The following is a 24547-nucleotide window of genomic DNA, read 5'->3' as shown; positions in this document are numbered from 1 at the left end:
ACCGGTTGTCCAGTGCGCAACGCCCTTACCAGGATTGACGCATCCTCAGCGACCGGCGCGGGCGAAGTTCCGCACGGCGAGCGGCACCGCGATCGCCAGCAGCAGCGCGCACCAGCCGAGCGCGGCGGCCACCGGGTGCTGCGCGGGCCAGGCGTCGCCGGGCGCGGACGGGTTGCCGAACAGTTGCCGGCCGGCCTCCACCACGGAGCTGACCGGGTTCCACTCGGCGATCGCGGCCAGCCAGCCGGGCATCCCGCCGGTGGGCACGAACGCGCTGGTCAACATCGACAACGGGATGGCGAGGACGGCGAGTTGACCGGCCGTCTCCTCCTTGCCGACGGCCAGGCCGAGCGCGGTGCCCAGCCAGCCGCAGGCGAACCGGAACAGCAGCAGCAGTCCGAACGCGCCGAGCGCCGGGCCCAGTCCGTGCCGGATCCGCCAGCCGGCGGCCAGGCCGACCAGCGCGGTCGGCACCAGGACGACGGCGGCCACCAGCAGGTCGGCCAGCGCCTGCCCGGTGAGCAGGCCGAGCCGGGACACCGACATCGACCGCAGCCGGTCGGTGACGCCCCGTCCGGCGTCCCGCGCGCCGCCGACCATGGCGGGCATCACGGCATTCACCGCGACCATCGCGAACAGGCCGGGCATCAGGAACTCGCGGTAACCGCCGCCCGGCACGTTCATCGCACTGCCGAACACGTACCCGAACACCCCGACCATCGCGACCGGCACCATCAGCGAGGACAGCAGCAGACCGGGCGAGTGCCGGTAGATCAGCAGAATCCGCCGGGCGGACGCGGCGGCGTCCACGGGCATCGTCAGCGCACTCATGCGGCCATCTCCGTCTCCGTCACGGCGCCCGCGCCGGTCAGCGCGAGGAACACGTCGTCCAGCGAGGGGGTGCGCAGCGCGATGTCCCGCGCGACCACCCCGGCGGCGTCCAACTCCCGTACCAGGTACGGCAGGACGAGCGGCCGGGCCGGGTCGGAGACGGCACTGACGCGGTACTGCGCCGCGTCCACCTCCGGTGCGCCGCCGGTGAGCACGGCCAGCACGGCGCGGGCCCGTTCCAGGTCGGCGCCCTCGGGCAGGGTGAGTTCGACCAGGGTCCCGATCGCGGCCTTGAGTCGCTGCGGGGTGTCGTCGGCGACGGCCCGCCCGCGGTCCAGCACGGTGATCCGGTCGGCCAGCCGGTCCGCCTCGTCCAGGTACTGGGTGGTCAGCAGGACGGTGGAACCCTGTGCGGCCAACTCCCGTACCGCAGACCAGATTTCCCGTCGGCTGCGCGGGTCGAGCCCGGTGGTCGGCTCGTCCAGGAACAGCACCCGCGGCCGGGTGATCAGGCTCGCCGCCAGGTCCAGCCGGCGGCGCATCCCGCCCGAATAGCCGCGCACCAGCCGATCGGCGGCCTCCTCCAGCGCAAACTCCGCGAGCAGCTCCGCCGCCCGCGCCCGGGCCTTCGCCGCCCCCAAGTGGTGCAGCCTGCCCAGCAGTTCGAGGTTCTCCCGGCCGGTGATCCCCTCCTCGACCGCCGCATACTGCCCGGCCAGCCCGATCACCCGCCGCACCGCCGCAGCCTCCCGCCCCACCTCGTGCCCACACACCCGGGCCTCCCCCCGATCCGGCCGCACCAGGGTGGCCAGGATCCGCACCAACGTGGTCTTCCCCGCCCCGTTGGGCCCGAGCAGACCACACACCGCCCCTTCCGGGACATCGAGTTCGAGTCCGTCCAGCGCGCGTGTGGCGCCGAAGGTCTTGCCCAGGCCGCGAACGGCAATGACCGGGTCGCTCATGGCAGGCCCTTTCTAGGTACAACGTACGTAGTGTCGCTGCGCAGGAGATTACTAGGTACGACGTACGGAGTAAAGCCTTCGAGTCGGCGGACGCACCGGCGGATGCCAGACAGCGACAGCGAGTTGGACCGGGCGGACCTCGGACGGCGTCCGCACCGACGCGGGTGGGGCGCGCGCGGCGATCCCGACTACGGGCGGAGCAACGGCGTCCTCGGCCGGCGCCCCTCACCCAGGCCCCGATGGCGACGGGCCGACGCTCCGGGGGCGGGCCCGCCGCGACGGCCGACCGGGCCGACGCTCCCGGGTCCGGAGCCGGGCGGCGTATCCGGAGATCGCCCACTGCTCACCCAACTCCTCCGGCGCGGAAAGCGGTTGTTCCGGCACCGGGGCAACCGGGGTCTTCATCTGCCGCACAACGTCGACGCATCGACGCACCACGCTACGGCAGGCGCACCACGCCCCCCGGGCCGACACGGCCGCACCGGACCGCACCGGCACGAGGCGCCGACCACGCTACTCGCGCGGCGGCGCCCGGCGCGGAGCGGTCAGTCCTCGACGTCGAGCTCCGCGAGAAACTCCGGCACTTCCTCCAACTCCTCCGCGAACGTCTCCGGATCGTCCTCGACCAGCACGTGGTAGTGACCAAACGCTTCACGCAGCGCGCCCTCCTCCCGCCACACCGCGAGCCGCACCAGTCCCGCCGCCAGGACGGGCCGGGCCGCGGCCCCGGCGCGGAGCGGTCAGTCCTCGGCGTCGAGCTCCGCGAGAAACTCCGTCACTTCCTCCAACTCCTCCGCGAACGTCTCCGGGTCGTCCTCGACCAGCACGCGGTAGTGACCGAGCGCTTCACGCAGCGCGACCGCGGCCTCGGCGTCCCGGCCGTCCTCCGCCCGCCACACCGCGAGCCGCACCAGTCCCGCCGCCAGGGCGGGCCGGGCCGCGGGATCGGCGGCGGCCAGGTCTCGCCGGCAGGCGACCGACTCCTCGGCGACCGCCGCGGCCTCCGCCGGACGGTCCAGCTCGTGCAGGCCCATTGTCTGAATGTCCAGCACGTCGGCCAGCCACGCCGCAGGCGCGGGACCGCCGTCACGGGCTTCGAACAGCGCCCGGCCCAGCACGGTGCACTCCTGGGCGGCCGCCAGCGACTCGGCCGGGCGGTCCGCACCGAGCAGCGCGCCGGCCAGGGCGTGCAGCGCGTCGACGAGTGTCGGCAGCCACCGGTCCGGATCCTGCCCGGCCGCCCACCGCCGGTGCCCGACCGCCTCCCGCCAGGCCTCCGCCGCCTCGGCGAAGCGGTCCTGACGGGCCAGCGCCATGGCGACCGCGCCCCACCCGCCCGCGACCGCCGCCCCGAGCATGGCCGCCCCGGGCAGGTCCGCCGCCCGGGTCCACGCCACCGCTTCCTCGTTCACCGCGGCCGCTTCCGCGGGCCGGTCCAGCGCCAGGAGCCCGCCCGCCAGCAGACCTGCCGCCTCGGCCAGGGCGGCCCGGTACAGTTCCGGCCGGTCCTGCGCCAACGCTTCGAACTGCCGGAACGCGGCCACCCAGTGCTCCGCGGCCTCCGCCCACCGATCCGCCTCGGCCAGTGCCCGGCCCAGCATCACCACGACGCCCGCCGACAGTGACCGGTCGGCAAGCGGGGCGTCCCCGGGAAGCGGCCGGGCCCACTCCGGAATCTCCCGGCTCACCACCAGCACCTCCTCCCACCGCCCCAGCGCACCCAGGTGGAGCAGGTGGGTCGCCAACACCCGCTTCAGCAGCGGCTGGCAGGTGCGCGGATCGTGCGCCGCTGCGGCCCGCAGCAGCCCGGCGGCCTCCTCGGTGGCCGCAACTGCCTCCGGCAACCGGCCCGATGCCACCAGAGCGCCGGCCAGGCCCCCCAACGCCCCGGCCATTTCGACCCGTTGGCCATCGGCCGGGACGGCCGCCCGGAACAGTTCGACGGCCTCCGCCCCGGCGGCCAACGCCTCCTCGGCCCGCCCCGCCGGCACCAACGCCTCCGCCAGGCTGCTCAGCGCCAGCGCGAGGCGGGCCGGGCGATCCGGCGATCTGCGCAACAGTCCGACCGCTTCCTCGGCGTCCGCCAGCGCCTCCTCCCACCGACCCAGAATCAGCAGGCTGCCTGCTCGAAGCGTCAACGCACCGGTGAATTCCACCAGTTGACCACCGTCCTGGCCCAAACGGCGCAACCGCTCCACCACTTCGGTGCCCGCCGTCACCGCCTCCGCCCAGCGGCCGGAGGCGGAGAGCATCGCCGCCCGGAGACTCGCCACCCGTCCGTACAGCTCCGCGTGCCGGTCGGGATCCGCCTCGGCCAGCGCCTCGCCGATCTCCACCGCCTCCCCGAGGTCCGTCAGCGCCTCCGCCCACCGACCGGCTGCCCGTCGTCCCTCGGCCAGTGCGTGCAACGCCTCCACCAGGGCAGGCCCGAACGCCTTCGACAACCGGCCCGCCACCGACCGGAAGTACGCCACCGACTCCGCCCCGGCCACCAACGCCTGCTCCGACTCGCCCAGTTCACCCAGACCGGTGGCGAGGCCACCCAGCGCGATCGCCAACTGCTGTTCGACCAGCTCCGGTTGGACGGCTAGCCCCCGCCGGCATACCGCGACGGCCTCGCGCGCCACCTCCACCGCCCGCGCCCACTGCCCGTCAGCACCGAGGCTGGCCGACTGGACGTTCAACGCCAGGCACAGGCCCATCAGATGGGCGGCCGGGTTGCGGTCGGCCAGCGCCCGGCAGCGATCCACCGCCTCCTCTCCCACCAGCACCGCTTCGTCCGTCCGGCCGGCGCCGCAGAGCCCCTTCGCGTACAGCGTCAGCGCCACGCCGAGCGCGCCCGGCGGCACGCCGGGCGCCCGGTGCTCCTCGACCGTCCCGGCGATCACCGACAGCGCCTCCTCGTCCCTGCCGCTCTCGCTCAGCGCGCCGAACAGTGCGAACACGGCGGCGGCCGACCGCTGCCGGGCGCCCGGGGCCCGGCCACCCGTGGCCAGGGACTCCCGGCCCAGCGCCACCGCCTCGTCCCACTCGCCCAGCGCGCAGAGGCTCAGGGCCCGCAGCCCCAGCGCCTCGGCGAGCAGCTGGTCCCGCCCGCCGCCAGGCGGTAGCGCACGGAATCCGGCGGAAGCCAGCTCGGCGGCCGCCAGCGCCTCCCCGTACCGGCCCTGGGCATGCAGCGCGCGGGCACCGTTCGTCAGCGCCATCGCCTGGCCGAGCGGGTGCTCCCCGACCGCCCGGAACTGCTCGGCCGCCTCCCGGGTCGCCGCGAGCGACTCCTCCCAGCGGCCCAGGTCGCTCAACGCCTTGGACAGCACCACCAGGGACCCCGCCAGCGTCTGCCGGTGCACCCCGGAACCCAGGCCGGCCAGCCGGCGGTGGTGCCGCACCGACTCGGCCGCCGCCTCCAACGCCGCCTCCCACTCGCCCAGTCCGCCCAGCTGGACCGCGAGATTGTTCAACTCCTTCGCCAGACTGTGCAGATGGGTGTCCGGATCGTCCTCCGCCAGCGGCCGCAGCCGACCGACTCCCTCCCGGGCGAGCGCCGCGGCCTCCTCGGGGCTGCCCGCCTCGCCCAGGATCCGCGACAGGCCTGCCAGCATCTGCCCCAGGCCGGGCTCCGCCGCCGCGTCCGGCCCCCGCAGGCCCGCCACCGCCTCCCGCGCCGCCTCGGCCGCCTCCTCGGGCCGGCCCGCACTGCTCAGGCATCCGGACAGCACCCCGAGGGCCAGCACGCGGACCAGCACGATCTCCCGGTCCGGATCCGCCTGCGCCCGCAGCCGCTCCACCGCCTCCCGGGCCACCGTGACCGCCTCCCCGATGAGCCCGGCATCGGCCAGGCCCGCCGCCTGCAGGGCCAGCATCAGCGCCAGGTTCGGCAGATACGCCCACGCGTCCGCGGCGGCCAGCAGGCGGAACCGCTCCACGGACTCCCGGGTGGCCTGCGACAGCTCCGCGTCCGGCGGCCGCACCGCCAGCCCCGAAACGGCCGCGTCCAGCGGATGGTCGCCGTCCAGCCCGGTCAGTCCCCGGCCCACCACGACCGCCTCCCGGAGCACCGGCAGCGACTCCTGGTTGCGACCCGCCAGCAGCAGCACCTTCGACAGCGTGCCCAACGCCAGTGCGAGCCGCGGCAGTTGTTTCTCCGGGTCGCGCTCCGCGAGGCGCCGCCGCAGCTCCACGGACTCCCGGGCGGTCGCCACCGCTTCGTCGAGACGCCCGACCTCACCGAACGCCTCGGCGAGGTCCCGCAGCGCCGCCGCCAGCGCCGATTCCCCGCCGCCCGGGTCCGCCGCCCGGCACTCGTCGACGACCCGTTGTCCGAGCTGCACCGCCGTGTCCGCCAGCACCACGCTCACCGGCGGGAACAGCGCCTGCAGCAGCCGCAGTTCGAGAAGCGAACGGCCGCGGTCCTCGATCACGGCGCGCAGCGCGGCGACCAGCGGCGCGGGCCGGGCGCTGCGGGTGGCGGCGTCGACCACTGCCCGGGCCAGCCGGTCGTGGTGCCGGACGCACAACTCGGTGAGGTGCCGGTCCAGACCGCCGGCCAGCAGCGGGTCCGCGGCCGCCCGCACGTAGACGGTGACGAGCTGCGCCCGCTGGGCCCGGTCCGCCCCCGCCACCAGCCCGCCCGCCAGGCCGGGGTCGGCCAGCAGCACCCGGGCCACCTGCCGCTCGGCGAGCCGGTCCGGCTGCAGGGCGCCGAAGGGGTGCGGCGGAGCCACCGGGTACAGGTCGGCGAGCCAGCGGGTGACGCGCTCGCGCATGTCCGTCGGCTGGTCCGCGACCACCGGGACGCGCAGCCACAGCTCGCGTGCCTGCTCCAGGGTCGCGGCACCGCACAGGTGGGCGGCGGCGAGCGCCGCCTCCAGGGTGTCCGGCGACAGCACGGAAGCGAGCCCGCGCGCCTGCGCGGCACGCACCCAGTAGCTGCGCTCGTGGTCGAGCAGCCGGTCCTCGACCCGCTGCGCGCCGCCCCGGTGCGCGCCCGGGCGGGCGGCGTCCAGCAGGTCCGCCAGTGCGGTCATGTGCAGGGTGAGAGGGTTGCTGTACCGCTTCCCGCCGAGCCCGCCGGGGCCGGTCTGCGCCGCGGCGAGCGCCGCCCAGTCCGGCCCGTCGCACCCGGGCAGCGCGGGCAGTGCCGCCGCGAACCGCTCCACCACCGCCCGGTACAGCTCCGGCCGGTCCGCGGGCAGATCGTCCTCCAGCCCGCCCAGCGCCCACTCCGGCGCGCCGTCCAACTGCTCCCCGATCCGGCTGCGCAGGTCGCGTTCCCACCAGTCGCCGCGGGCGCGGGCCAGCAGCAGGACCTTGAACGGTCGGCTTCCCGAGTGGTCCGCCGCCGCCCGGACCAGCCCGACCAGCTGTTCGGTGCGGCTCTCCGCATAGTCGAGCACCACCAGCAGCGGCCTGGTCACCTCGCGCAGCTCGAGCAGCTCGTCGGCGCCCAGCGCGGGCTGCGGCCAGAGCACCGCCCAGCCCCGCGCGGCCTGTTCACGGGCGAACTCCTGTGCCAGCCGGGTCTTGCCCTGGCCGGCCGGCCCGTGCACCAGGCAGGCATCGAACCCGGCCGGTTCGGACCAGTTCCGCAGCTGCCCCAGCAGCGCGTCCCGGCCGTGGAACGGGACGATCCGGCGGGTGGCGTGCAGCAGCGCCGCGGGCGAACGCGCCGGCGCGCCGTACCGCTCGGGATGGGCCGCCTGGTCCGCCAGTTCGTGCAGTTCTACGGCCTCCAGATCGGCGACCAGGAGGCCGTGGGCGGCCAGCGCGGCCCCGAACGCCGGATCGTGGTGCAGCGCGTACGCGGGCGACAGCACCAGCTGACCGTTGCCGCTGTACGCGCGCTCGGCCGTCACCACGCCGGTCAGCAGCGGCCCGCAGAACACCGCGCCGCCCGACATCCCGCCCCACACCGGCACCGGCCGGTCCCAGCCCGGCGCACTCTCGCGCACCGTCATCACGTACCGGTCGGCGACGTACCCGGTGCCCGGGTTCAGCCACCCGGACGACTGCTCCACCTGCGCCGCCCAGCCGTCGCGCTGGGCATGCTCCGGCAGGCCCCACGCCTGGCAGTCCACCCCGGTCCGGTCGGTGACCAGCCGCCCCCAGCGCACCGGCCGCGGCTCGGCCCAACCCGGGCCGTCGTCCACCCGCAGCAGCGCCGCGTCGTCCCGGCCCCCGACGTGGCCGCACCACACCACGACCGCGCCGAACGTCCCCGCCTCCCCCGGCCGGAACACCCGCACCCGCACCCCGACAGCCGCCGCGCCCCCACCCGACGGCCCCGCCACCGCGTGCGCCGACGTCAGCACCAGCCGCCCGCCGATCGCACAGCCGGACGCCGGCCCGGCCAGCGCGTCCACCCCCACCACCCGTCGCCGATCCACCCGGCCCCTCCCCTCGCCCGCGGTGTACCGCCGGCCCCGGACGGGACCGGCGAACGCAGCCCTGCCCGACGGCCCGCTACTCCGGGATGCGGTCCGAGGTGTCACCCGGACCCGACGGACGGGTCGGGTCGCCGTGCACCAGCAGGTCACCACCGTTCGCAGCGCGCGGGGTCAGCGTGAACGAAACCCGGTGCGTCCGGCCGCGCGAAGCGCCCGCCTCGACCTCCGCGCCGACCGCGAAAATCTTGAACCCGCCCTTCGCCTTGGTGTCGGCCCGCAGTTCGACCTCGAACTCCATCTCCACCGGCCCCACCGCGAACACCAGATCCGGGTGCTCACCCCCGACCCGGGCCGCCGCCAACAACTCGTCCCGCACCGCCGCCACCGCATCCACCAGCGGAATGTCCATGCCCAACCCTCTCTGACGTCCTGCCACTTCGGCGGGCACCACGGTAGGCCGCCGCCCCCCGTGCCCGCAGCGGAATACGTCCGTCACTTGCGTAGACTGACCGCCGAGGTGATCCAACAATGTCGTCCGGCGAGGAACCCGAGCTGATCTGGCTGCGCCCGGAACACTCCGGCCGCGGCCCCCGCCCGGCACACAGCCGGACGTCGATCGCCCGGGCAGCAGTCGACCTCGCCGACCGCGAGGGCCTGGACGCGGTGACGATGCGCCGGATCGCCGCCGAACTCGGCGCCGGCACCATGTCGTTGTACAACTACGTGCCGAAAAAGGAGCACCTCTTCGACCTGATGGTCGACGTGCTCGCCGGCGAATACGACCTACCTGAACACCCCACCGGCGACTGGCGAACCGATCTCACCCTGCTCGCCCACCAGTTGCGAACCGTCCTCACCCGACACACCTGGGCCACCACCCTGATCGCCCACCGCCCCGGCCTCGGCCCGAACGGCCTCCGTGTCACCGAGTACCACCTCGCCGCACTCGCCGGAACCCCCCTCGACGGCACCGCCAAAATGGAAGCCTTCTCCCAACTGACCGGCTACGTCTGCCAATTCACCGACTGGCAACACCGCTCCACCGCCGCCGGCCACCGCTGGCTCACCGACCTGGTCCGTTACCTCCAGACCGCCACCGCCACCGGCCAGTACCCCCACCTCGCCGCCACCCTCGCCGAGAGCGCCACCCCACCCGACACCGACACCACCTTCGAACGCGGCCTCCAACGCCTCCTCACGGCCCTGGTCGAGGGCTAGGGGCGCGAGGAACTGCGCGATCGGAGCGATCCGGATTGGTAGTTCTACGGGAGCGAAGGGCGCCCCGCCCGGATCGGACCGGACGGGGCTTCTCAGAGGCTTCTACTCGGGGCAGTTGGGTGAGCATGCCCACCGGGTGCAGCCGGGCCCGCTGGTCGCTTCCTGGTGGCCCACGGGGGCGGGGCGGACGGCTTCCCCGCGGCACCGGACACACCGGATCGGGACTACCCGGGGCCAGGTCTCTCCGTCGCGGTTCCGGCGGTCGTGGCGATGGAACGGGTCACGGTTGCACGGGGCTCCGGCGACCATTCCCGGGCGGGGCGCGCCACAGATCGGCTTGAGGGTGGTGGCGATGGTCATCACGCCACCGCCCCGGCAAGGGTGTGTGCACCTTCGTAGGAGTAGCCAGGATCGGGCAGTCCCTTGGATGCTGCCGCGAGCGCACGCCGCCTCCCGACTCGCTGTCGTTCTTCGTTCCGCTCCCACAGCGGCACCACGTTCACGGGCTCGGGCTCGAACTCGAAAGTCGGTTCCGGGGTCGTTTCGAGCTTCGACCGAGAGAGGGCGTGATGGTGGCGGCGGTGGGCTCGCTCGCGGGCGTCGCCGTCGCGGGGTTGAGGGGGCGGTCCGGGTCCTCGCACATGATGCGGCCCCCGAGCACCCCGTCCAGCACGCCGGACTTGACGGCGTCGCACAGATCGGCCCAGTAGTCCGGATCGAGAACGAGCACCCGGTTCCGGTGGTCGTCGGCCACGGTCAGGACCACGCCCTCGATCGATTCGGCGATGAGCACGCCTGCCGGAATCAGGATGCCGTCCGGGTCGGGCCGGACCGCACGCCACACCAGGTCGCGGTGGGCGGGCGAGAAGTGCGGGACGGGGACGGGCAAGCGGGTCATTGCTGTGGCACCTCATCTTCTTCTTCGGAGGGCTGGCGGACTTCGGACCACACGCCGTTGCGGCGCGGAACCCTGTCGTGGCCGTACGCATCGCCGCGAGCGAGTACGTGAAGGACTGCCTTCGTCATCTCGGTCGTCATCTCGGACGGGTCTATTCGGATCGTGACCTTGAGACCCCCACCCCTGACCGCCAGGGTGAGCGCGGGACGCCCGAACAACTTGTGCAGGGCGTCCGATATCCACCTTGCGCGGTCACGGAAACGCTCTTCGAGCGGCGGTCTTCGACGGTCTTCGGGGCATGCGTCATCTGAGCAGCTTTCCGTTCAATCACGCCGCGCGGGTGTTCGCGGCCATCGCCGCCGGCGCGCAGCGGCGGGGCTCGCGCCAGGTGTTGCCACCATGGTGTGAAGCCACCGGCGCCGGCCGGCTGCCCGCTCCTGCCGCATTGCCCCGAGCCCGTCAGCACGGGCGGGCAACACGCGGACAGCCGACCGTTCCGCAGCCGCCCACCCGGGAGTGGTCGGCGACAGGCACCCAGATGACTCACCGAGTGGGCTGGTCGCCCGCCTCAGCTCCGTGGCGCGGGCGCTGGGGCGGGCTGTACAGGGGGCCGGGTCGGAGGAGGCTCCGGCTCCGGCTTCACCGGCGGACGGCCGCGAACCGCCCCGCGCGGGACGAACCCGAGGTCCGCCAGCGACTTGTCCGGCCACATGTGCTGGAACACCCGCCGGTAGACGTAGTAGGGACAGCGGATCTCGCCGGCCTCCACCCGCCCGATGTAGCGCGCGTCGCACGACACGTGCTCGCCGATCTCCCGACCGGCCCTGCGAATCTTCGTGGCGAACTCCCTCGGTGAGAGATTGCCACGCAGTTCCCGCATCGCCAGGTTCGGGACGGGCGGGAGCCCGGACACGTACATGGTGGTCACCGCCTGTCTCCTGTCACTTTCGGTGTGTAACCAGCTTGGACGCAGGGGGCTACGATCGGAAGTCATTCGCGCTGCACAGTCCTACCGTGTGGGACTCCGGCAACTGGAAGTGATCAGGCTTGCGAAAGACAGCACTTGACCCCTCATCAGGTCCAGCCGCGGCTTTTGGAGTGCAACTCCGCAGGTCACGTGAGGCGTTAGGCCTGACTCAGGTTGAGGCGGGACGGGCGCTGAACATCAGCGACAGCTACGTGTCGTCCATCGAAAGAGCGGAGCGCAATCCCACAATCGAACTGGCTCGGCGGGCAGACATGGCGTTCGGCACCGGCGGAACCCTGGAGCTGATGTTCTGGCAGATTGGCAACCAAGCATTCCTTGAAGGCTTCCCGGAGTACGCCGTGGCCGAAGGCAGGGCTGTGGCCATCCGCTTGTATGAACGGGTCATCCCGCACGGCCTGCTACAGACTCCGGAGTTCACCACGGAGCTGGAGCGAGCCGCCGTTGAACGGGGCAGTGCTACACCTGAGCAGGCAGAGGAGCGGGCCGCGCATCTGCTTGCACGCCAAGCCAACACCCTTGGTCGAGTCTCACCTCCACTGATCCACGCGGTGCTGGACGAGAGCTGCCTTCGGACCGAGGTAGGGGGCCGTGACGTTCTGAGCCGGCAGCTCGCGCATCTGGAAGACCTGTCGCTTCGTCCCAGCGTGATCATTCAGGTGGCCCCGTTCAAAATGGGGGCGTCACAGCCCTTCCTACATGCGCTGACGCTCTTGACCATGCCGGACGGCTCGACTCTGGGCTATACCGAGACACACCAACGCGGATACCTGGAGAGGGATAAGGAGTCGGTTGCGACGTGGGGCAGGGACTACGATCGGCTTCAGGTGGAAGCGCTCTCCCGAACATCGTCGCGCGCGTTGATCCGCCAGGCCCGGAAGGAACTGTCACATGATGGAACATGACGTCGACCTGAGCGCCGCTCGTTGGTTCAAGAGTTCGTTCAGTGGCAACGGTGGCCAGTGTGTAGAGATCACCACTGACTACGTAACCTCGCACGCAGTGCTGTTCGTTCGGGACAGCAAGGACCCGCACGGGCCTTCTCTTTCTGTCTCCCCTTCCGCCTGGGCTGCCTTCGCCGAAGCGGCGGGAAACGGCAAGTTCGGCAACGCCTGACAGTGACTCAGGTCTTTTACTCGACAGTTGAGCCCCCGACGCCGGGGGCTTCGCTGTGTCGCGCGACGACGGCGAGCGCCTCGGCCGCCAGGGCGTGCGTGGCGGTCGGCACCGGGACAGTCAACCGGCACGCTCAAGAGATCATGGAAGCGGCAAAGGCCCCGCCCCGACCGCCCGCAGGAGGAGGACAAGGCGGGGCGTTGTTCAGCGCTGCAGAGTCAGCCGGCGAGGACGTTCGTCAGTCGGGCAGCGGCCTTGCCTCCGAACAGGGCGATGCCGCAATAGAACTCGATCCGGGTTCGAAACACGGGCTTGTCGTGGGCCTCTCCGAGGTCGGTCACCTGGATGCCGCCGTTGGTGAGTCCGGTGACTCCTGCGTCGGCGTCGGAGGTGCCGAACCGGACGGCGTAGATGTCGCCGGTCTCCTTGCCGCCGGTACCGGTGGTGAGCGGGAGGACGTCGGTGCCGTCGAGCTTCTGGCCGGGGTCGAGCATCGGGATGCCGTTCCACATGGTGACTTCCTTGCCGCTTCCTTGCCGTGGATCTGCGCGGTCAGCAGTTCGGAGCCGCCGAGCCGGCGGAACCCGGAACGGATCTTCGCGATGATCGCGGCGTTTATGTACGCCGCGCCGTTCTGGCTGGTGATCCCGCACACCTGCGCGGTGAGCGCGTCCAGGGCGTCGAAGAAGTCGTAGCCGCTGGAGACGGGCCCGGCGCCCTTGGCGTCGAGGACCTGGCGGCCAATGAGGCGCTTGCGCAGCCCGTCGAAGCCGAGCGGGTTCACCATCGTGTCGCCCTTGAAGAACTGGTCGGAGGAGTGGACCGACGCGGCCTTGACCTTCATGGCTCCTGGATCGCGCGCTGCTCGTTGATGTTGCCGCGCGTCTTGACGATGAACTTGTCGACGTCGCTGTCGCCGCCGAGGATCGCCAGGGTCTCGATACGCGGACTGACCGCGCCCACACTCTCCGGGTACGCCTCGTTGACCACACGAAATGAGACGCTGAGAGGGGCGGACTCCTCGTTGTAGCGGAACGGGGTTCCCTCGAACTGGATCAGTGGCAGCCGGTCGAGGATCGGCGATTCCTGGACGAAGGTCTCGACCACGCCGCGCTGAAGATTGTCGATCGAGAACTTCGCGGACTCGGCAAGGGTGAGTGCCATGGTGATGTTTTCTCCTGATTCTCCATGCAGGGTGGGGAGTTCAGTCCCCATACGTCGTCTCTATCGCTCGACTGCGGCGTGCGACGGCGATGCGAGCGCTTAACGATGACCTCAATTTCCCGAGATGGAAGGCGAGTTGGACCGCTACTGAACTTGAACTCGTGATGTCGGTCGACTCGTGGTGGCGGCGTCAGGGTCCGAGACTCGGCTGTTACCGGCTCGGGTTCAGGACGACGGCTGTAGCCAGCGCCGTGCCGCGGAGAGGTTCACCTCGACGTCATCGCTCCAAGAACAGACCTCCAGCCATGAGAGGTAGCCGCCTTGCGCGAAGACCAAGACCTCACCAGGGCACTCGCCGGTTTCGGTGAACAGCTGTACATCGGCAGCCACGACGGTGCCGGGGCCCGTTGGCGCGGGCTCCAACGCGTCGGCGTCAAGGTCGAAGTAGGCAGTGCCGCACCCACACTTGCAGCGGGATTGCACCCTGAGTTGGGGCACCTGCCGTCGGAGGGCGACGTGAATCGGCTCGTCCGGGTTCAGGACGAGGCCAAGCACGTCAGCTACATCCTCGGGCAGACTTTCAGGCATGCCGCCACCGTAGCTGACCAGCAGCTTCGGGCTTCGACCAATTTCGGGTCCGTCGACCCGACGCTCACAGGGCCAGGTCGGTGCCGCCGGCCAGCTGTCAGGCGAACGGCACCGACATCACTCAATCGAGTTCAGTAGCGGGCGAGGGTCCAGTTCGCGAGGCGGTCCACGATGTCGAGAACCGACCTGCGTGCCCCGGCGGAGATGAACGCGAAGACGACGAACGAGGGGATGAGCGCCACGATCACGACCAACGCGGGCAGCAGACGGACCACGACGGTGCAGAAGTCCAGCAGGGCGCGGAGGGTCCGGGTCTGAGACAGGAGGTCGATCAAACGGTCCAGCAAGGTGCACTCCTCGGATACGCGAGCGGGGTCACCTGGTGTCCGACTGAGGGCATACATCTCCCTCAGACGGTGCCTTGTCAGGGCAACCAAGCTAATGAAGAACCCCGCTGGCCCGCGTTTCACGAGTCAGCGGCAGGTTCGAAACCTGCTGCGCATCCCTGTCTCCCTGCATATCGACCTACGACGCCGGACTACAGTCCGGCGGGCAGCTAAATTTACTGACCGCCACACTGTCATTCAAGGGCGAATTTTAGTCACTGTCTAGAAACACTCGAAGCTACTGCCTGAGCTTGAATGCGTGATGCCGGCCAGTCGTCCGTGATCAGGCCGGTGCTGGTCAGGCAGCCGTCGACCAGGTCCGGACGGTACTGGATCTGCTTGAGCCTGCGCTTGACGGCGCGAGTGATCTGGCCGAGGTCGGCTGCGGCGAGGTTGCCGATGTCGCGTTTGACCAGTGACCAGATGCCCTCTTGCGGGTTCAAGTCCGGTGCGTAACTCGGAAGTTGGAAGACGGTGAGCCAGTCCGCGTGGTCGGCGATGAATCGGCGCATCGCCTCGACCAGGTGCATGCGCAGGTTGTCCCAGACCAGCACGATCGGGCCGCCGAGCTGGATGTGCGCTCTGACCAGCAGGTCGCACAGGTCGCGCCAGCCGGTGCCCTTCGGCTCGCCCTTGCGGCCCCGGTACTCGCGGACCGAGTAGAACGTCCGGGACCGCTTCCCCGGCTTGTAGCAGGTCAACCCGGCTATGGACACCCGGCCCGAGCCCCGGCCACGGACCCGGACCACTGGCGTTGAGCCCTTGCGTCCCCAGCTTCTCGCGCGTGGCGGCGGTCTTGATCCGGGCCAGTGTCCACCGCTGGTCGGCCCAGCCGTGGACCAGCGGCCCACGCTCCAGTTCCCGTTCCAGCCTCGCGATCTGTGCTTCGCCCAGTCTCGGCCGCCCCGGCGATCCCTTCGACAGGACCCCCGCTTCACCGCGCTCGCGCCACTGACGGCGCCACCGTTCCACAGACCGCTCACTGACCCGCAGCGTCGCAGCGATCTCCCTGTTCTTCTGCCCGCCTTGGAAGCGTGTCACGGCCTGCAGCCGGACCCGCTCCCTCGCGGCCCTCCCGACGTCGGTCAACCCGCCGCCCTGCGCGTATCTCACAGTTCAGGGCTACCGGAACGGACCGACCACCATCAGGCGAACGGTCCGACATCACCCAATCAAGTTCAAGTAGCCCCGCAAGAATGGCTGTATTGGCCATCGGGGTTTTTTGCCTCCCGCCCGGTCAAGGTCAGGAGGGGAGGGAGTCACCCCCTGGGTAAAGCCATAGGTCAAAGGCCCTTTGCGGGCTTTTGGCGCTCCGAAGCCCAGCCTCCGGGCTGGTGAACAGCCGTCTCACGGCTGTGACACTGCGTACACAGCGGACGGAGGCACGACCACGCGTCAGGATCAGCGGCACCACGCGCGACCAGTGAGCGGCGCGACTCGGGGAAGTGGTCGGCGACGGTCGCCGGCTTCGCGCACAGCAGGCACCACGGGTGTGTGTACAGGTAGGCCCGGCGAATGCGTGCCCAACGCTGGGCGTCGTAGCCGCGCTCTGCTGCCATGTCTCGCTGCTGCTCTGCCTCGCGCTGGTGTTCAGCACAGCGTCCACCACGGGCGGTCAGCTCGGGGCACCCGGGACTGTGCACGGGGGGCGGGGTCGGCGTGGCACGGGAGACCTCCACGGCAGGGTGGGGCCACCCCGAAAGGACGTTATGACCTCTTCTCTGCTGGAGGCATGAGTAGGCCCCCTCATAGCGAGGGGGCCCGGCTCGAAGTGAGGTCAGCGGACGTCGAACGAGTGGGTTGCGTAGTTGTTGCTGGCGCTACAGCCCGCGACATAGACGGCGCTGGGGGCACTGGCGCTGTAGGGGTACAGGCACATGTTGAATGCCTGGTTGCGCAGTTGGTACCGGCTGGGCTTGCTGGAGTCGATCATGGTGAAGGTCTGTTCGTCCCACCGGGAATCGCACGGACGCTGCTGGACCTCGCTGCCGTTGGTGCTGGTGCCCAAGACCGTTACACACATATCGCTGTTGAGGTTGCGCAACAGGAAGGTGTTGCTGGTGACCGGATCGATGGCCCATTTCTGAGCCAAGTCGCCGGTGTCGGACTGGTACTGGAGCAGCGCGCCACCGACTGTCGAGTTGCCGGCGACGCCAAGGACGGCACCGGTCTGCCAGTTGCGGATCTTGGTGCCGCTCAACGGCCCCGTTGCGTCAGCGGTGCCCGACCCAAGTACGGTGGCGCCCAGCGCCAAAGCGGCGATGGCGCAGGTGGATCGAATGCGCACGAAAGACTCCCTTGCCTCAAAGCAATCAGCACTGTCCGTGTCCGGTTGGACACGAACGCCATGCTGCGCCGCCATGGCGGCCTCTGCAAGCGGTGCGACGGTTAGGTGGCTCGGTCCGCTCGAATGGGCAGTTTGTGGCTGGCGCGCTGTTACTCGTTCCGAAGTCCTCGCAGGTCTTCGCCTTGTGGCACGGTCGGCACAGCGGTTGGACGTTCTCGTCAATGTCCTCGCCCCCGAGGGCAAGCGGCGTGATGTGGTCCACGTCCACCGTGGACGGAAGGAACTCCAGCCGGCACCGCGCGCACGTCACCCACCCCGACTTCCGCAGGGCCTTCCGGAGCCTCGCCGCAGCGCTGTTCCCTCGGGCTGTCACCGCCTGGTGAGCGCGGCGGGCACGGACGGACGGGCTTCGCGGGCCCTGTGGTGGGCTTCGCAGCGGCCCCGGTGGGTCGGGGGCGAGAGGCAGTCGACACAGTGCACGGTGACCCCTCTCAGCGTTGGATGGTGCCTCGCGCAGGTTCTCGCCCTCGCCGAAGTCGATGTTCAACTGCGCGGCGGCAGCGTCGCACGAATCGCGCTGACGCTCCGGGCTGGTCGTCTCGTCGGTGAGGACGGACAGACGGATCGCCCGGACCCCACGGAGGGGCCGGGCGAACACGGTGCGCTCGGTGCCGGGAAGCCCGTTGCTTGAGTTGTCCATACCCTCGGAGGAGGGGGACGAGTGCGTGTGACGGGTCCGGGGCGCGGGGGCGAGGGCGGTAGACACGGGGGCTCACTCCAGAGGTGTGAACCCGGATCACTCGGCGAAGGGGAACGCACCCCACCGCAAGATCGCGACGCACGACAATCACTTGCACGTGCACGCGACCTCACGGACCGGTGAGCGCTCGCGCAGCGCCGAACCTCAGGCAGTCCGCCGCAGCAACGCCAGATACATCGCGTCCGTCCCATGCAGGTGCGGCCAAAGCTGAACGTCCGGCCCGTCCCCCAGCTCCGGCACGCCCGGCAGCAGCGGCCGGGCGTCGACCCACTCCACGTCCTCGCGGCCGCGCAGCACGTCGTCCACCACGGCGCGCGTCTCGGCCAGGTGCGGCGAGCACGTCGCGTAGCCGACCACGCCGCCGACCCGCGCCGCGTCCAGCGCGTTCCGCAGCAACTCCCGCTGCAGCGGCCCGAATCCGGCAATGTCCTCCGGCCGACGACGCCACCGCGCCTCCGGCCGACGTCGCAGCGCACCCAGACCGGAGCACGGCACGTCCACCAGCACCCGGTCGAACGCCCCTTCCTGCCAAGCCCCTTGCGTACCGTCCGCCGTAATGACCGCATACGGCCCGGGATTCCCGTTCAGCGCACGCGCCACCAGCCGGGCGCGGTGCGGCTGCTTCTCGGAGGCGACCAGGGCCGCCCCGCGCGAAGCGGCGATCGCGCCGAGCAGCGCGGCCTTGCCGCCGGGACCGGCGCAGCCGTCCAGCCAGAGCCGGTCGGGGCCGTCCACGGGGGCGTTGGCGAGTGCGAGCGCGACCAGCTGGCTGCCCTCGTCCTGCACGCCGGCCCGGTTCTCGCGGACGGCGTCCAGCCCGGCGGGGTCGCCGCCCTCGGCGAGCCGCAGCGCGTACGGGGACCAGCGGCCGTCCTCGGCCTCCGGCAGCGCCTCGCGCAGTTCTGCGACGTCGGAGCGGCCGGGGCGGGCGACCAGCGTCACCTCGGGGCGGGCGTTGTCGGCCTCCAGCAGGCGCTCCATCGCGGCGCGGCCGGCGTCCTCGGGCTGCCAGCGGCCGAGCGCGTCCCACAGCGAGGAGACCACCCAGCGCGGGTGCGAGTGCACTACGGCGAGGTGGTCCTCGGCGTCGTCCTCGTACGGCGGGGCGACCTGGGCGACCCAGCCGTCCAGGTCCTGCGCGCTGATCTTGCGCAGCACGGCGTTGACGAACTTGGCGCGGCCGTCGCCCAGCACCACGCGGGCGAGTTCGACGGTCGCGGAGACGGCGGCGTGGCTGGGGATGCGGGTGCCGAGCAGCTGGTGCGCGCCGAGCGAGAGGACGTCCAGCACCGGCGGGTCGACCTCGCGCAGCGGGCGGTCCACGCAGGCGGCGATGATCGCGTCGTAGGTGCCCTGGCCGCGCAGCGTGCCGTAGACCAGCTCGGTGGCGAGCGCGGCGTCGCGGCGCTCCATGCCCTTGCGCTCGGCCTCGCGGAGCAGCGACGGCAGGATCAGGTTGGCGTACGCGTCGCGCTCGTCGACGGCGCGCAGCGCGCGGAACGCGACGATCCGGGCCGGGTCCTTCTTGGGGCGACGGTGCGGACGGGGGGCGCGCTTGGCGCCGGCGGGGGTGCTCAACGGGTGCCTCGAAACAAAGTGCTGCGGATCAGGTCCGACCCGGCAGCGCGGCCGGGCCTCACCCCGAATTCTAGGACGAGACCCGGCCGAACCGGACATCAACCGGCGTCAGCCCTCGAAGCGCTCGCCGGACTCGATCCGCGCGCCGCGCGCCCAGTCGGCGGCCGGCATCGCCTTCTTGCCCTGCGGGCGGACCTCGCCGAGCTCCACCTCGTGGCTGCCGGTGCCGACCCGCACACTGTTCTTGCTGACGGCCAACTCCCCTGCCGCCAGGCCGACTTCACCGGGCAGCAGCCGCACGGGGCCGGTCACCTTGAGCCGCTCGCCGCGGAACGTGGTCCACGCGCCGGGCGCGGGCGCGCAGCCGCGCACCACCCGGTCGACCCGCAGCGCGGGGTGGGTCCACTCGATCCGGGCGTCCTCGACGGTGATCTTCGGCGCCAGCGACACCCCGTCCACGGGCTGCGGCTCGGGGCGGGCCTGGCCGTCCTCGATCGCGTCCATGGTGCGCACCAGCAGGTCCGCGCCCGCGTGCGCGAGCCGGCCGAGCAGGTCGCCGCTGGTGTCGGTGGGCTTGACCGTCTCGGTCAGGACGCCGAACACGGGGCCGTCGTCCAGGCCCTCCTGGATCCGGAAGGTGGACGCGCCGGTCACCTCGTCGCCCGCCATGATCGAGTGCTGGACGGGGGCCGCGCCGCGCCACGCGGGCAGCAGCGAGAAGTGCAGGTTCACCCAGCCGTGCACCGGGATCTCCAGCGCACCGGGACGGATCAGCGCGCCGTACGCCACCACCGGGCAGCAGTCGGGGGCGATCTCGGCCAGCCGGGCCATGAACTCCGACTCACTGGGACGGGCCGGCTTGAGCACCTCGATGCCCGCCTCCTCGGCGCGCTGCGCGACGGGGCTGGCCACCAGCTTGCGCCCGCGCCCGGCCGGCGCGTCGGGGCGGGTCACCACGGCGACCACCTCGTGCCGGGAGGCCAGCAGGGCGTCCAGGGCGGGAACGGCTACCTCGGGGGTGCCGGCGAAGACGAGACGCACGGGCATGGGCCTTTCTTGAAGTCACACCGACCAGCAGGAAGTCCCACTGGTCAGAACATCGGATTGCCGGAAAATGATCGTCACTTGATCGGGCCTCCGGCTCATCGGGCCTTCGGCTCATCGACCCCTGCGACAATCCCGCAATCCCGTCGAAACACGTCGAAGCACGTGGAAATACGTGGAAACACGTCGAAACGCGGGGCACCAACGGGCGCTCGGCGTCGAACCCGTCAGCGAATGACGCCGAACGTGGAATGCGGCGAGATCTTCACCGTCGGCGCCGGAGCCCCGCCCCAGTCCGCCTCCCGGATCGCCTTCATCGCCGCCTTCCGGGTCTCCCGGTCCAGCCGGTCGATGAAGATGATCCCGTCCAGGTGGTCGGTCTCGTGCTGGATGCACCGCGACAGCAGCTCGGTGCCCTCCACCGTCACCGGGTCCCCGTACATGTTGAAGCCCTTCGCCACCACGCCGAACGCCCGCTTGGTGTCGAACCGCAGCCCGGGCAGCGACAGGCAGCCCTCGGGGCCGTCCTGCTCCTCCTCGGTCAACGACAGGTCGGGGTTGATCAGATGCCCCACCACACCGTCCACGTTGTACGTGAACACCCGCAACGAGACGCCCAGTTGCGGCGCCGCGAGGCCCGCGCCCGGCGCCTCCAGCATGGTGTCCGTGAGGTCCTTCACCAGCCTCCGCAGCTCCTTGTCGAAGGTGACCACCGGCTTCGCGGCGGACCGCAGCACGGGGTCACCGAAGATCCGGATCGGCTGAACTGCCAAGACTGCGACTCCCTCTGCACCCGGAACGGGATGTGAACAACGACCTACCGGGAAGTCTATGCAATCCCCGTCACCTGTTCGGAGCGGTCACCGACAAATCCCGACTCGCACTCCGGGCGTGACCCAACGACCCGACGTGCGTTGGTCAATGCGAATTGACCGGGACGCGCGAGCGCCCCGAGCACGCGACCCGACCGAGAGGTGGCAACCAGGCCATGGCCGAGCAGATCAACCACGACGCCCGGGCCAGGGCGTCCCTTCACCTGCTGGTGCGGGACATCGAACGGGTTCGTCGCCAGGTCGACGCCCTCCGCACGCTCACCGCCCAGCTGGGCAACGTCTACCGCCCGCGCCGCCCCAGCACCTCCGCCGGCTTCGTGGTCTACGGCCGGGCCCCCGCCCCCACCGTCCGGCTCGCCCAGGAACTGCGCGAAAGCGTCGAAACCCTGGTCGCCGCCGCCGTCGAGTTCGACCGCGCCCTCGGCTTCTCCTGGGACTCCGTCGGCTCCGCCCTCGGCGTCACCAAGCAGGCCGTCCACCGCCGCTACGGCGTCCGCCGCCCCACCACCGAACTCCTCCCCGCCCCCCGCGAAACCGAGGCGGCGCCCCCGGCACCCCCCACCCCCCGGCCCCCGATCCCCCAGGCCCGCCAGGCCAGCCCCTTGATGCCCCAGCGCACCCGGTAAGGAAGCAGGGGCGCGGGGAACTGCGCGAAGGGGAACGCACCCGCCAGCAAGATCGCGACGCACGACAATGACTTGCACGTGCTCGCGACCTCACGGACCGGCTTGCGCTTGTCGCCCAGCTCTCCCCGCGCCCAAAAATTTCGTACCCATTCCCCCCACCCCGGTGGTCCCCCTCCCCCTCCCGTCCAAGAATCGATCTCGCACGCCATCCTGCGCCGACGAGAGGGATCGATCCCATGGCCGTGGCCAATACCCCGATGAACCTGACCCGTGCCGCCCATGTCGGCATCTCCGTCTCCGACCTGGACACCTCGATCGAGTTCTACCGCGCCCTGACCGGCCGGGAGCCGGTCGTCGCCGACGAGACCATGCACAGCGTCCCGTTCGGCCTCTCCCAGGGCCTGCCGTCGGCGAAGCTCCGCTACGCCACCATCAACCTGGACAACAGCCTCGGCATCGACCTGATCGAGTTCCAGCAGCCGATCGGCTACCGCACCAACGGCGCGGCCAACCGCCCGGGCTCGATGCACCTGTGCTTCCGGGTCGACGACTTCGACGCCGTCCTCGGCCGGATGAAGGAGGCGGGGTACGGCTTCCTCGGCGACGACTACACCTTCCTGGCCGGCGAGGTCACCCCGGAGTCGGCGCTGGGCACCAAGGTCGCCTACTTCAACGACCCGGACGGCACCAACCTGGAGATCATCCAGCCCAAGGGCGGCTTCGCGAGCTGACGTCGACACCCCGCGAGCCACGGACCCGACTCAACCGATGTCTGTCGGGTCCACCCGAATCCGCACCGTCTCCGCCCCTCGCAGCGCCAGCCGGGCGATCTGCGCCGCCTTCAGTGCCGAAGCCAGCGCGGCGCCCTGCCCAGGCGCGACCCGCACCAGCGCCCGCTCGGCGGTCTCGCCCTTGGGCCCGCCGTACACCGGCACCGGCCCGAGCACGTCCGCGCCCTCGGGCAGCCGCACCAACCCCAGCAGGTCCTCCACGGCCTGTGGGGGTCCCGTCACCGCGGCCATCCGGGACACCGGCGGGAACCGGAGTTCCTCCCGCTCGTCGAGTTCCATCCCGGCGTGCCCGGCGGGATCCCATCGCACCAGCGCCTGCACGGGCCTCGAGGCCGCCTCGGCGACCACCACCACCGTCCCGCCGTCCCCGGCCGGACGGACCAGCGAGGCGGCCGTCAGCCACCGCCGCACCGTCTCCTCGCCGGCCCGCAGGTCGGGCCGGTTCAGCAGCGCCCACCCGTCCAGCAGCAGCGCCGCCGCGTATCCGGGCCCCTCCGCCACCGGCTCCGCGCCCGGCGTCGAGATCACCAGCGCCGGGGACGAAGGGACGGAAGCAAGGATCGCGTCCCGCCCGGACGTCCGCACCGGCACCCGCGGGAACGCTTTCCCGAGCTCCTCCGCCGTCCGCCGCACGCCCACCACCTGTGCCCGCAGCCGGAACGACCCGCACTCCAGGCAGTGCCAGTCGTGCTCCTCCGTCCCGCACCACGCGCACACCAGCGCCGCGTCCGCCGCCGGAGACTCCAGCGGCCCCCCGCACGCACGACACCGCACCGGCTCGCGGCAGCGCCCGCACGCCAGCCGGGGCGCGTAACCCCGCCGCGGGACCTGAATCAGCACCGGGCCGCGCGAAAGCGCCTCGCGCGCCGTCTCCCACGCCACCGAGGGCAGCCGCGCGGCCTGCGCCGCCGCGTCCCGGCCCTGGTCGTGCTCGGTCACCGTCCGCACCCGCGGTGCGACCTGCCGGACGACCTCGCGCGGAGCGGCCAGCGGCCGCGCCCACCCACTGCGCAGCAGCTGCGCGGCCTCGACGGTCATCGAGACGCCGCCGAGCAGCATCGCGGCGCCCTCCTCGGCGGCCCGCAGCAGCGCCACCTCCCGCACGTGCGGGTACGGCGCGTTGGGATCGCTGTGGCTGCTGTCGCCGTCCGACCACACCACCACCAACCCGAGGTCACGGACCGGCGCGAACACCGCCGCGCGGGTCCCGATCGCGGCGTGCACCGAGCCCCGACTGACGGCCAGCCACCGCCGGTACCGTTCCTGCGGGCCCGCCTCGGCGGCCAGCACCGCGTGTCGGCCCTCCCCGAGCACGCCCCGCAGCGCGGCGTCGACCCGGGCGACCGAGCGCCCGTCCGGCAGCACCACCAGCGCACCGCGCCCGGAGGCGAGCGTCGCCGCCACCGCCCGCGCGATCTCGAACGGCCACTCGGGGCCGGGCAGCGCCGTCCACACCGCACGCGGCGCATGGCCGCCCGCCAGCGAGGCCAGGAAGTCCGGCCCGTGCGCGTACCGCTCCCAACTGCCCGCCGCCGGAGCGCCGGGCGGCGGCAGCGGCCGCGGCGAGTCCTCGCCCTCGGCCCCGGCGTGCCGCGGCGGGATCGCCAGCTGCAGCACATCGGCAAGGGTGCCCGCGTACCGGTCGGCGACGGCCCGGCACAGCCGCAGCAGCCCGGGCGTCAGCACCACCTCGGGCGAGAGCACCCGGGCCAGCGGCGCCAGCGGGCCCGCGTAGTCGGAGTCGTCCCGCCGTTCGACGATGAACCCGTCGTGCAGCGCCCCGCCCTCGCGCCGCCCGTGCGCGCCGACCCGCCCCCCGAAGCGGACCCGGACCCGGACGCCGGGCCGGGCGTCCTCGGACGTCGCCTCGGGCACCGCGTAGTCGAAGTACTGGTCGAGGCTCAGCACGCCCTTGTCGACCAGCACCCGGGCCACCGGCTTCCGCTCCGCCAGGACGACGCCGCGCGCGGCCCGAGGCTTCGCCCGGCGCACTGTCTCCCGGATGAACGCCAACTGCTCCCCGGCCCCGTCCGCGCTGCTCACGCCCCCAAACCTAGCGGACCGCACCGACACAACGACAAAGCCGCCCGCCGA

22 protein-coding genes and 3 pseudogenes are annotated in these 24547 nt (G+C 71.9%); 5 read left to right on the top strand and 20 right to left on the bottom strand.

The features are described from left to right. Positions 1–45: 45 nt before the first annotated feature. From ACFYST_RS12745 to ACFYST_RS12725, 5 genes are all read right to left on the bottom strand, one after another. Positions 46–831: an ABC transporter permease gene (locus ACFYST_RS12745; protein WP_387861669.1), complete on the bottom strand. Its 786-nt coding sequence runs from the start codon at positions 829–831 to the stop codon at positions 46–48. Next, on the bottom strand, positions 828–1793 hold the full coding sequence (locus ACFYST_RS12740; RefSeq protein WP_387861668.1) for an ATP-binding cassette domain-containing protein: 966 nt from the start codon (positions 1791–1793) through the stop codon (positions 828–830). The genes ACFYST_RS12745 and ACFYST_RS12740 overlap by 4 nt, the downstream gene beginning before the upstream one ends. A gap of 545 nt (positions 1794–2338) precedes the next feature. Beyond that, a complete protein-coding gene (locus tag ACFYST_RS12735; RefSeq protein ID WP_387642872.1) occupies positions 2339–2485 on the bottom strand; it encodes a hypothetical protein in 147 nt (48 codons plus the stop codon). A 48-nt stretch (positions 2486–2533) separates the two neighbouring features. Then, positions 2534–8179: a hypothetical protein gene (locus ACFYST_RS12730; RefSeq protein WP_387642873.1), complete on the bottom strand. Its 5646-nt coding sequence runs from the start codon at positions 8177–8179 to the stop codon at positions 2534–2536. Between the two features lie 76 nt (positions 8180–8255). Next, positions 8256–8588 (bottom strand): trypco2 family protein, encoded by a 333-nt coding sequence (locus tag ACFYST_RS12725; protein WP_387642874.1) that lies wholly within the window; start codon positions 8586–8588, stop codon positions 8256–8258. A gap of 119 nt (positions 8589–8707) precedes the next feature. Here ACFYST_RS12725 and ACFYST_RS12720 point away from each other — a divergent pair, with 119 nt between their 5' ends. Then, complete coding sequence (locus ACFYST_RS12720; RefSeq protein WP_387861666.1) at positions 8708–9397, top strand: TetR/AcrR family transcriptional regulator; 690 nt, start codon at positions 8708–8710, stop codon at positions 9395–9397. A 499-nt stretch (positions 9398–9896) separates the two neighbouring features. On the opposite strand, the gene ACFYST_RS12715 is transcribed toward ACFYST_RS12720, so the two are convergent. Together ACFYST_RS12715 and ACFYST_RS12710 are read right to left on the bottom strand one after the other, a co-directional pair. Continuing rightward, positions 9897–10295, bottom strand: coding sequence for a hypothetical protein (locus ACFYST_RS12715; RefSeq protein WP_387861664.1), 399 nt, complete (start codon positions 10293–10295; stop codon positions 9897–9899). Between the two features lie 577 nt (positions 10296–10872). Next, positions 10873–11214 (bottom strand): annotated as a pseudogene (locus tag ACFYST_RS12710) (hypothetical protein); the annotation flags it as partial. A gap of 179 nt (positions 11215–11393) precedes the next feature. Here ACFYST_RS12710 and ACFYST_RS12705 point away from each other — a divergent pair. Further along, positions 11394–12185 (top strand): Scr1 family TA system antitoxin-like transcriptional regulator, encoded by a 792-nt coding sequence (locus tag ACFYST_RS12705; RefSeq protein WP_387861663.1) that lies wholly within the window; start codon positions 11394–11396, stop codon positions 12183–12185. Beyond that, positions 12172–12396 carry a DUF397 domain-containing protein gene (locus ACFYST_RS12700; protein ID WP_387861662.1) on the top strand — a complete coding sequence of 75 codons (225 nt, stop codon included), beginning with the start codon at positions 12172–12174 and terminating at the stop codon, positions 12394–12396. The genes ACFYST_RS12705 and ACFYST_RS12700 overlap by 14 nt, the downstream gene beginning before the upstream one ends. A gap of 218 nt (positions 12397–12614) precedes the next feature. Here ACFYST_RS12700 and ACFYST_RS12695 read toward each other — a convergent pair whose 3' ends face one another. The 12 genes and pseudogenes from ACFYST_RS12695 to def all read right to left on the bottom strand — a co-directional run bounded on the left by ACFYST_RS12695 (position 12615) and on the right by def (position 20976). Next, positions 12615–12908, bottom strand: coding sequence for a hypothetical protein (locus ACFYST_RS12695; RefSeq protein ID WP_387861661.1), 294 nt, complete (start codon positions 12906–12908; stop codon positions 12615–12617). A gap of 328 nt (positions 12909–13236) precedes the next feature. Beyond that, complete coding sequence (locus ACFYST_RS12690; protein ID WP_387861659.1) at positions 13237–13560, bottom strand: major capsid protein; 324 nt, start codon at positions 13558–13560, stop codon at positions 13237–13239. 225 nt (positions 13561–13785) lie between these two features. Further along, positions 13786–14148 carry a hypothetical protein gene (locus tag ACFYST_RS12685; RefSeq protein ID WP_041128917.1) on the bottom strand — a complete coding sequence of 121 codons (363 nt, stop codon included), beginning with the start codon at positions 14146–14148 and terminating at the stop codon, positions 13786–13788. A gap of 131 nt (positions 14149–14279) precedes the next feature. After that, on the bottom strand, positions 14280–14495 hold the full coding sequence (locus ACFYST_RS12680) for a hypothetical protein (protein ID WP_387861656.1): 216 nt from the start codon (positions 14493–14495) through the stop codon (positions 14280–14282). Positions 14496–14749: 254 nt separating this feature from the next. Then, positions 14750–15283 (bottom strand): transposase, encoded by a 534-nt coding sequence (locus tag ACFYST_RS12675; RefSeq protein ID WP_387861655.1) that lies wholly within the window; start codon positions 15281–15283, stop codon positions 14750–14752. A gap of 91 nt (positions 15284–15374) precedes the next feature. Then, positions 15375–15647: pseudogene (locus ACFYST_RS12670) on the bottom strand (helix-turn-helix domain-containing protein); the annotation flags it as partial. Positions 15648–16311: 664 nt separating this feature from the next. Then, positions 16312–16821 carry an RICIN domain-containing protein gene (locus ACFYST_RS12665; protein WP_387861653.1) on the bottom strand — a complete coding sequence of 170 codons (510 nt, stop codon included), beginning with the start codon at positions 16819–16821 and terminating at the stop codon, positions 16312–16314. 25 nt (positions 16822–16846) lie between these two features. After that, the gene (locus ACFYST_RS12660; protein WP_387861934.1) at positions 16847–17083 is read right to left on the bottom strand and encodes an HNH endonuclease; all 237 of its coding nucleotides are present in this window, start codon (positions 17081–17083) and stop codon (positions 16847–16849) included. A 243-nt stretch (positions 17084–17326) separates the two neighbouring features. Then, a pseudogene (locus ACFYST_RS12655) lies at positions 17327–17521 on the bottom strand (hypothetical protein); the annotation flags it as partial. A gap of 204 nt (positions 17522–17725) precedes the next feature. Further along, complete coding sequence (locus tag ACFYST_RS12650) at positions 17726–19159, bottom strand: RsmB/NOP family class I SAM-dependent RNA methyltransferase (protein ID WP_387861651.1); 1434 nt, start codon at positions 19157–19159, stop codon at positions 17726–17728. Positions 19160–19267: 108 nt separating this feature from the next. Next, positions 19268–20200: a methionyl-tRNA formyltransferase gene (gene fmt, locus ACFYST_RS12645; RefSeq protein WP_387861932.1), complete on the bottom strand. Its 933-nt coding sequence runs from the start codon at positions 20198–20200 to the stop codon at positions 19268–19270. A 230-nt stretch (positions 20201–20430) separates the two neighbouring features. After that, the gene (gene def / locus ACFYST_RS12640; RefSeq protein WP_387642877.1) at positions 20431–20976 is read right to left on the bottom strand and encodes a peptide deformylase; all 546 of its coding nucleotides are present in this window, start codon (positions 20974–20976) and stop codon (positions 20431–20433) included. Between the two features lie 215 nt (positions 20977–21191). On the opposite strand from def, the gene ACFYST_RS12635 reads away from it, so the two are divergent. Continuing rightward, positions 21192–21662, top strand: coding sequence for a hypothetical protein (locus tag ACFYST_RS12635; protein ID WP_387861650.1), 471 nt, complete (start codon positions 21192–21194; stop codon positions 21660–21662). A gap of 236 nt (positions 21663–21898) precedes the next feature. Further along, complete coding sequence (locus ACFYST_RS12630; RefSeq protein WP_387861649.1) at positions 21899–22393, top strand: VOC family protein; 495 nt, start codon at positions 21899–21901, stop codon at positions 22391–22393. Between the two features lie 30 nt (positions 22394–22423). Here ACFYST_RS12630 and ACFYST_RS12625 read toward each other — a convergent pair whose 3' ends face one another. After that, positions 22424–24520, bottom strand: coding sequence for a primosomal protein N' (locus tag ACFYST_RS12625; protein ID WP_387861648.1), 2097 nt, complete (start codon positions 24518–24520; stop codon positions 22424–22426). Between the last annotated feature and the right edge of the window lie 27 nt (positions 24521–24547).

This window comes from Kitasatospora sp. NPDC004614, from assembly GCF_042873675.1.
GTDB lineage: Bacteria > Actinomycetota > Actinomycetes > Streptomycetales > Streptomycetaceae > Kitasatospora.
The sequence above is the reverse complement of the archived record's forward strand: the minus strand, read 5'-3'. Positions and strand labels throughout refer to the sequence as shown.

What these genes read in the sequence shown, in the direction of transcription:
- ACFYST_RS12725 (WP_387642874.1), bottom strand. Translation starts at nt 8,588, where the DNA reads ATGGACATTCCGCTGGTGGATGCGGTGGCGGCGGTGCGGGACGAGTTG.
- ACFYST_RS12630 (WP_387861649.1), top strand. Translation starts at nt 21,899, where the DNA reads ATGGCCGTGGCCAATACCCCGATGAACCTGACCCGTGCCGCCCATGTC.
- ACFYST_RS12695 (WP_387861661.1), bottom strand. Translation starts at nt 12,908, where the DNA reads ATGTGGAACGGCATCCCGATGCTCGACCCCGGCCAGAAGCTCGACGGC.
- ACFYST_RS12685 (WP_041128917.1), bottom strand. Translation starts at nt 14,148, where the DNA reads ATGCCTGAAAGTCTGCCCGAGGATGTAGCTGACGTGCTTGGCCTCGTC.
- ACFYST_RS12745 (WP_387861669.1), bottom strand. Translation starts at nt 831, where the DNA reads ATGAGTGCGCTGACGATGCCCGTGGACGCCGCCGCGTCCGCCCGGCGG.
- ACFYST_RS12720 (WP_387861666.1), top strand. Translation starts at nt 8,708, where the DNA reads ATGTCGTCCGGCGAGGAACCCGAGCTGATCTGGCTGCGCCCGGAACAC.
- ACFYST_RS12700 (WP_387861662.1), top strand. Translation starts at nt 12,172, where the DNA reads ATGATGGAACATGACGTCGACCTGAGCGCCGCTCGTTGGTTCAAGAGT.
- ACFYST_RS12690 (WP_387861659.1), bottom strand. Translation starts at nt 13,560, where the DNA reads ATGGCACTCACCCTTGCCGAGTCCGCGAAGTTCTCGATCGACAATCTT.
- ACFYST_RS12740 (WP_387861668.1), bottom strand. Translation starts at nt 1,793, where the DNA reads ATGAGCGACCCGGTCATTGCCGTTCGCGGCCTGGGCAAGACCTTCGGC.
- ACFYST_RS12715 (WP_387861664.1), bottom strand. Translation starts at nt 10,295, where the DNA reads ATGACCCGCTTGCCCGTCCCCGTCCCGCACTTCTCGCCCGCCCACCGC.
- ACFYST_RS12635 (WP_387861650.1), top strand. Translation starts at nt 21,192, where the DNA reads ATGGCCGAGCAGATCAACCACGACGCCCGGGCCAGGGCGTCCCTTCAC.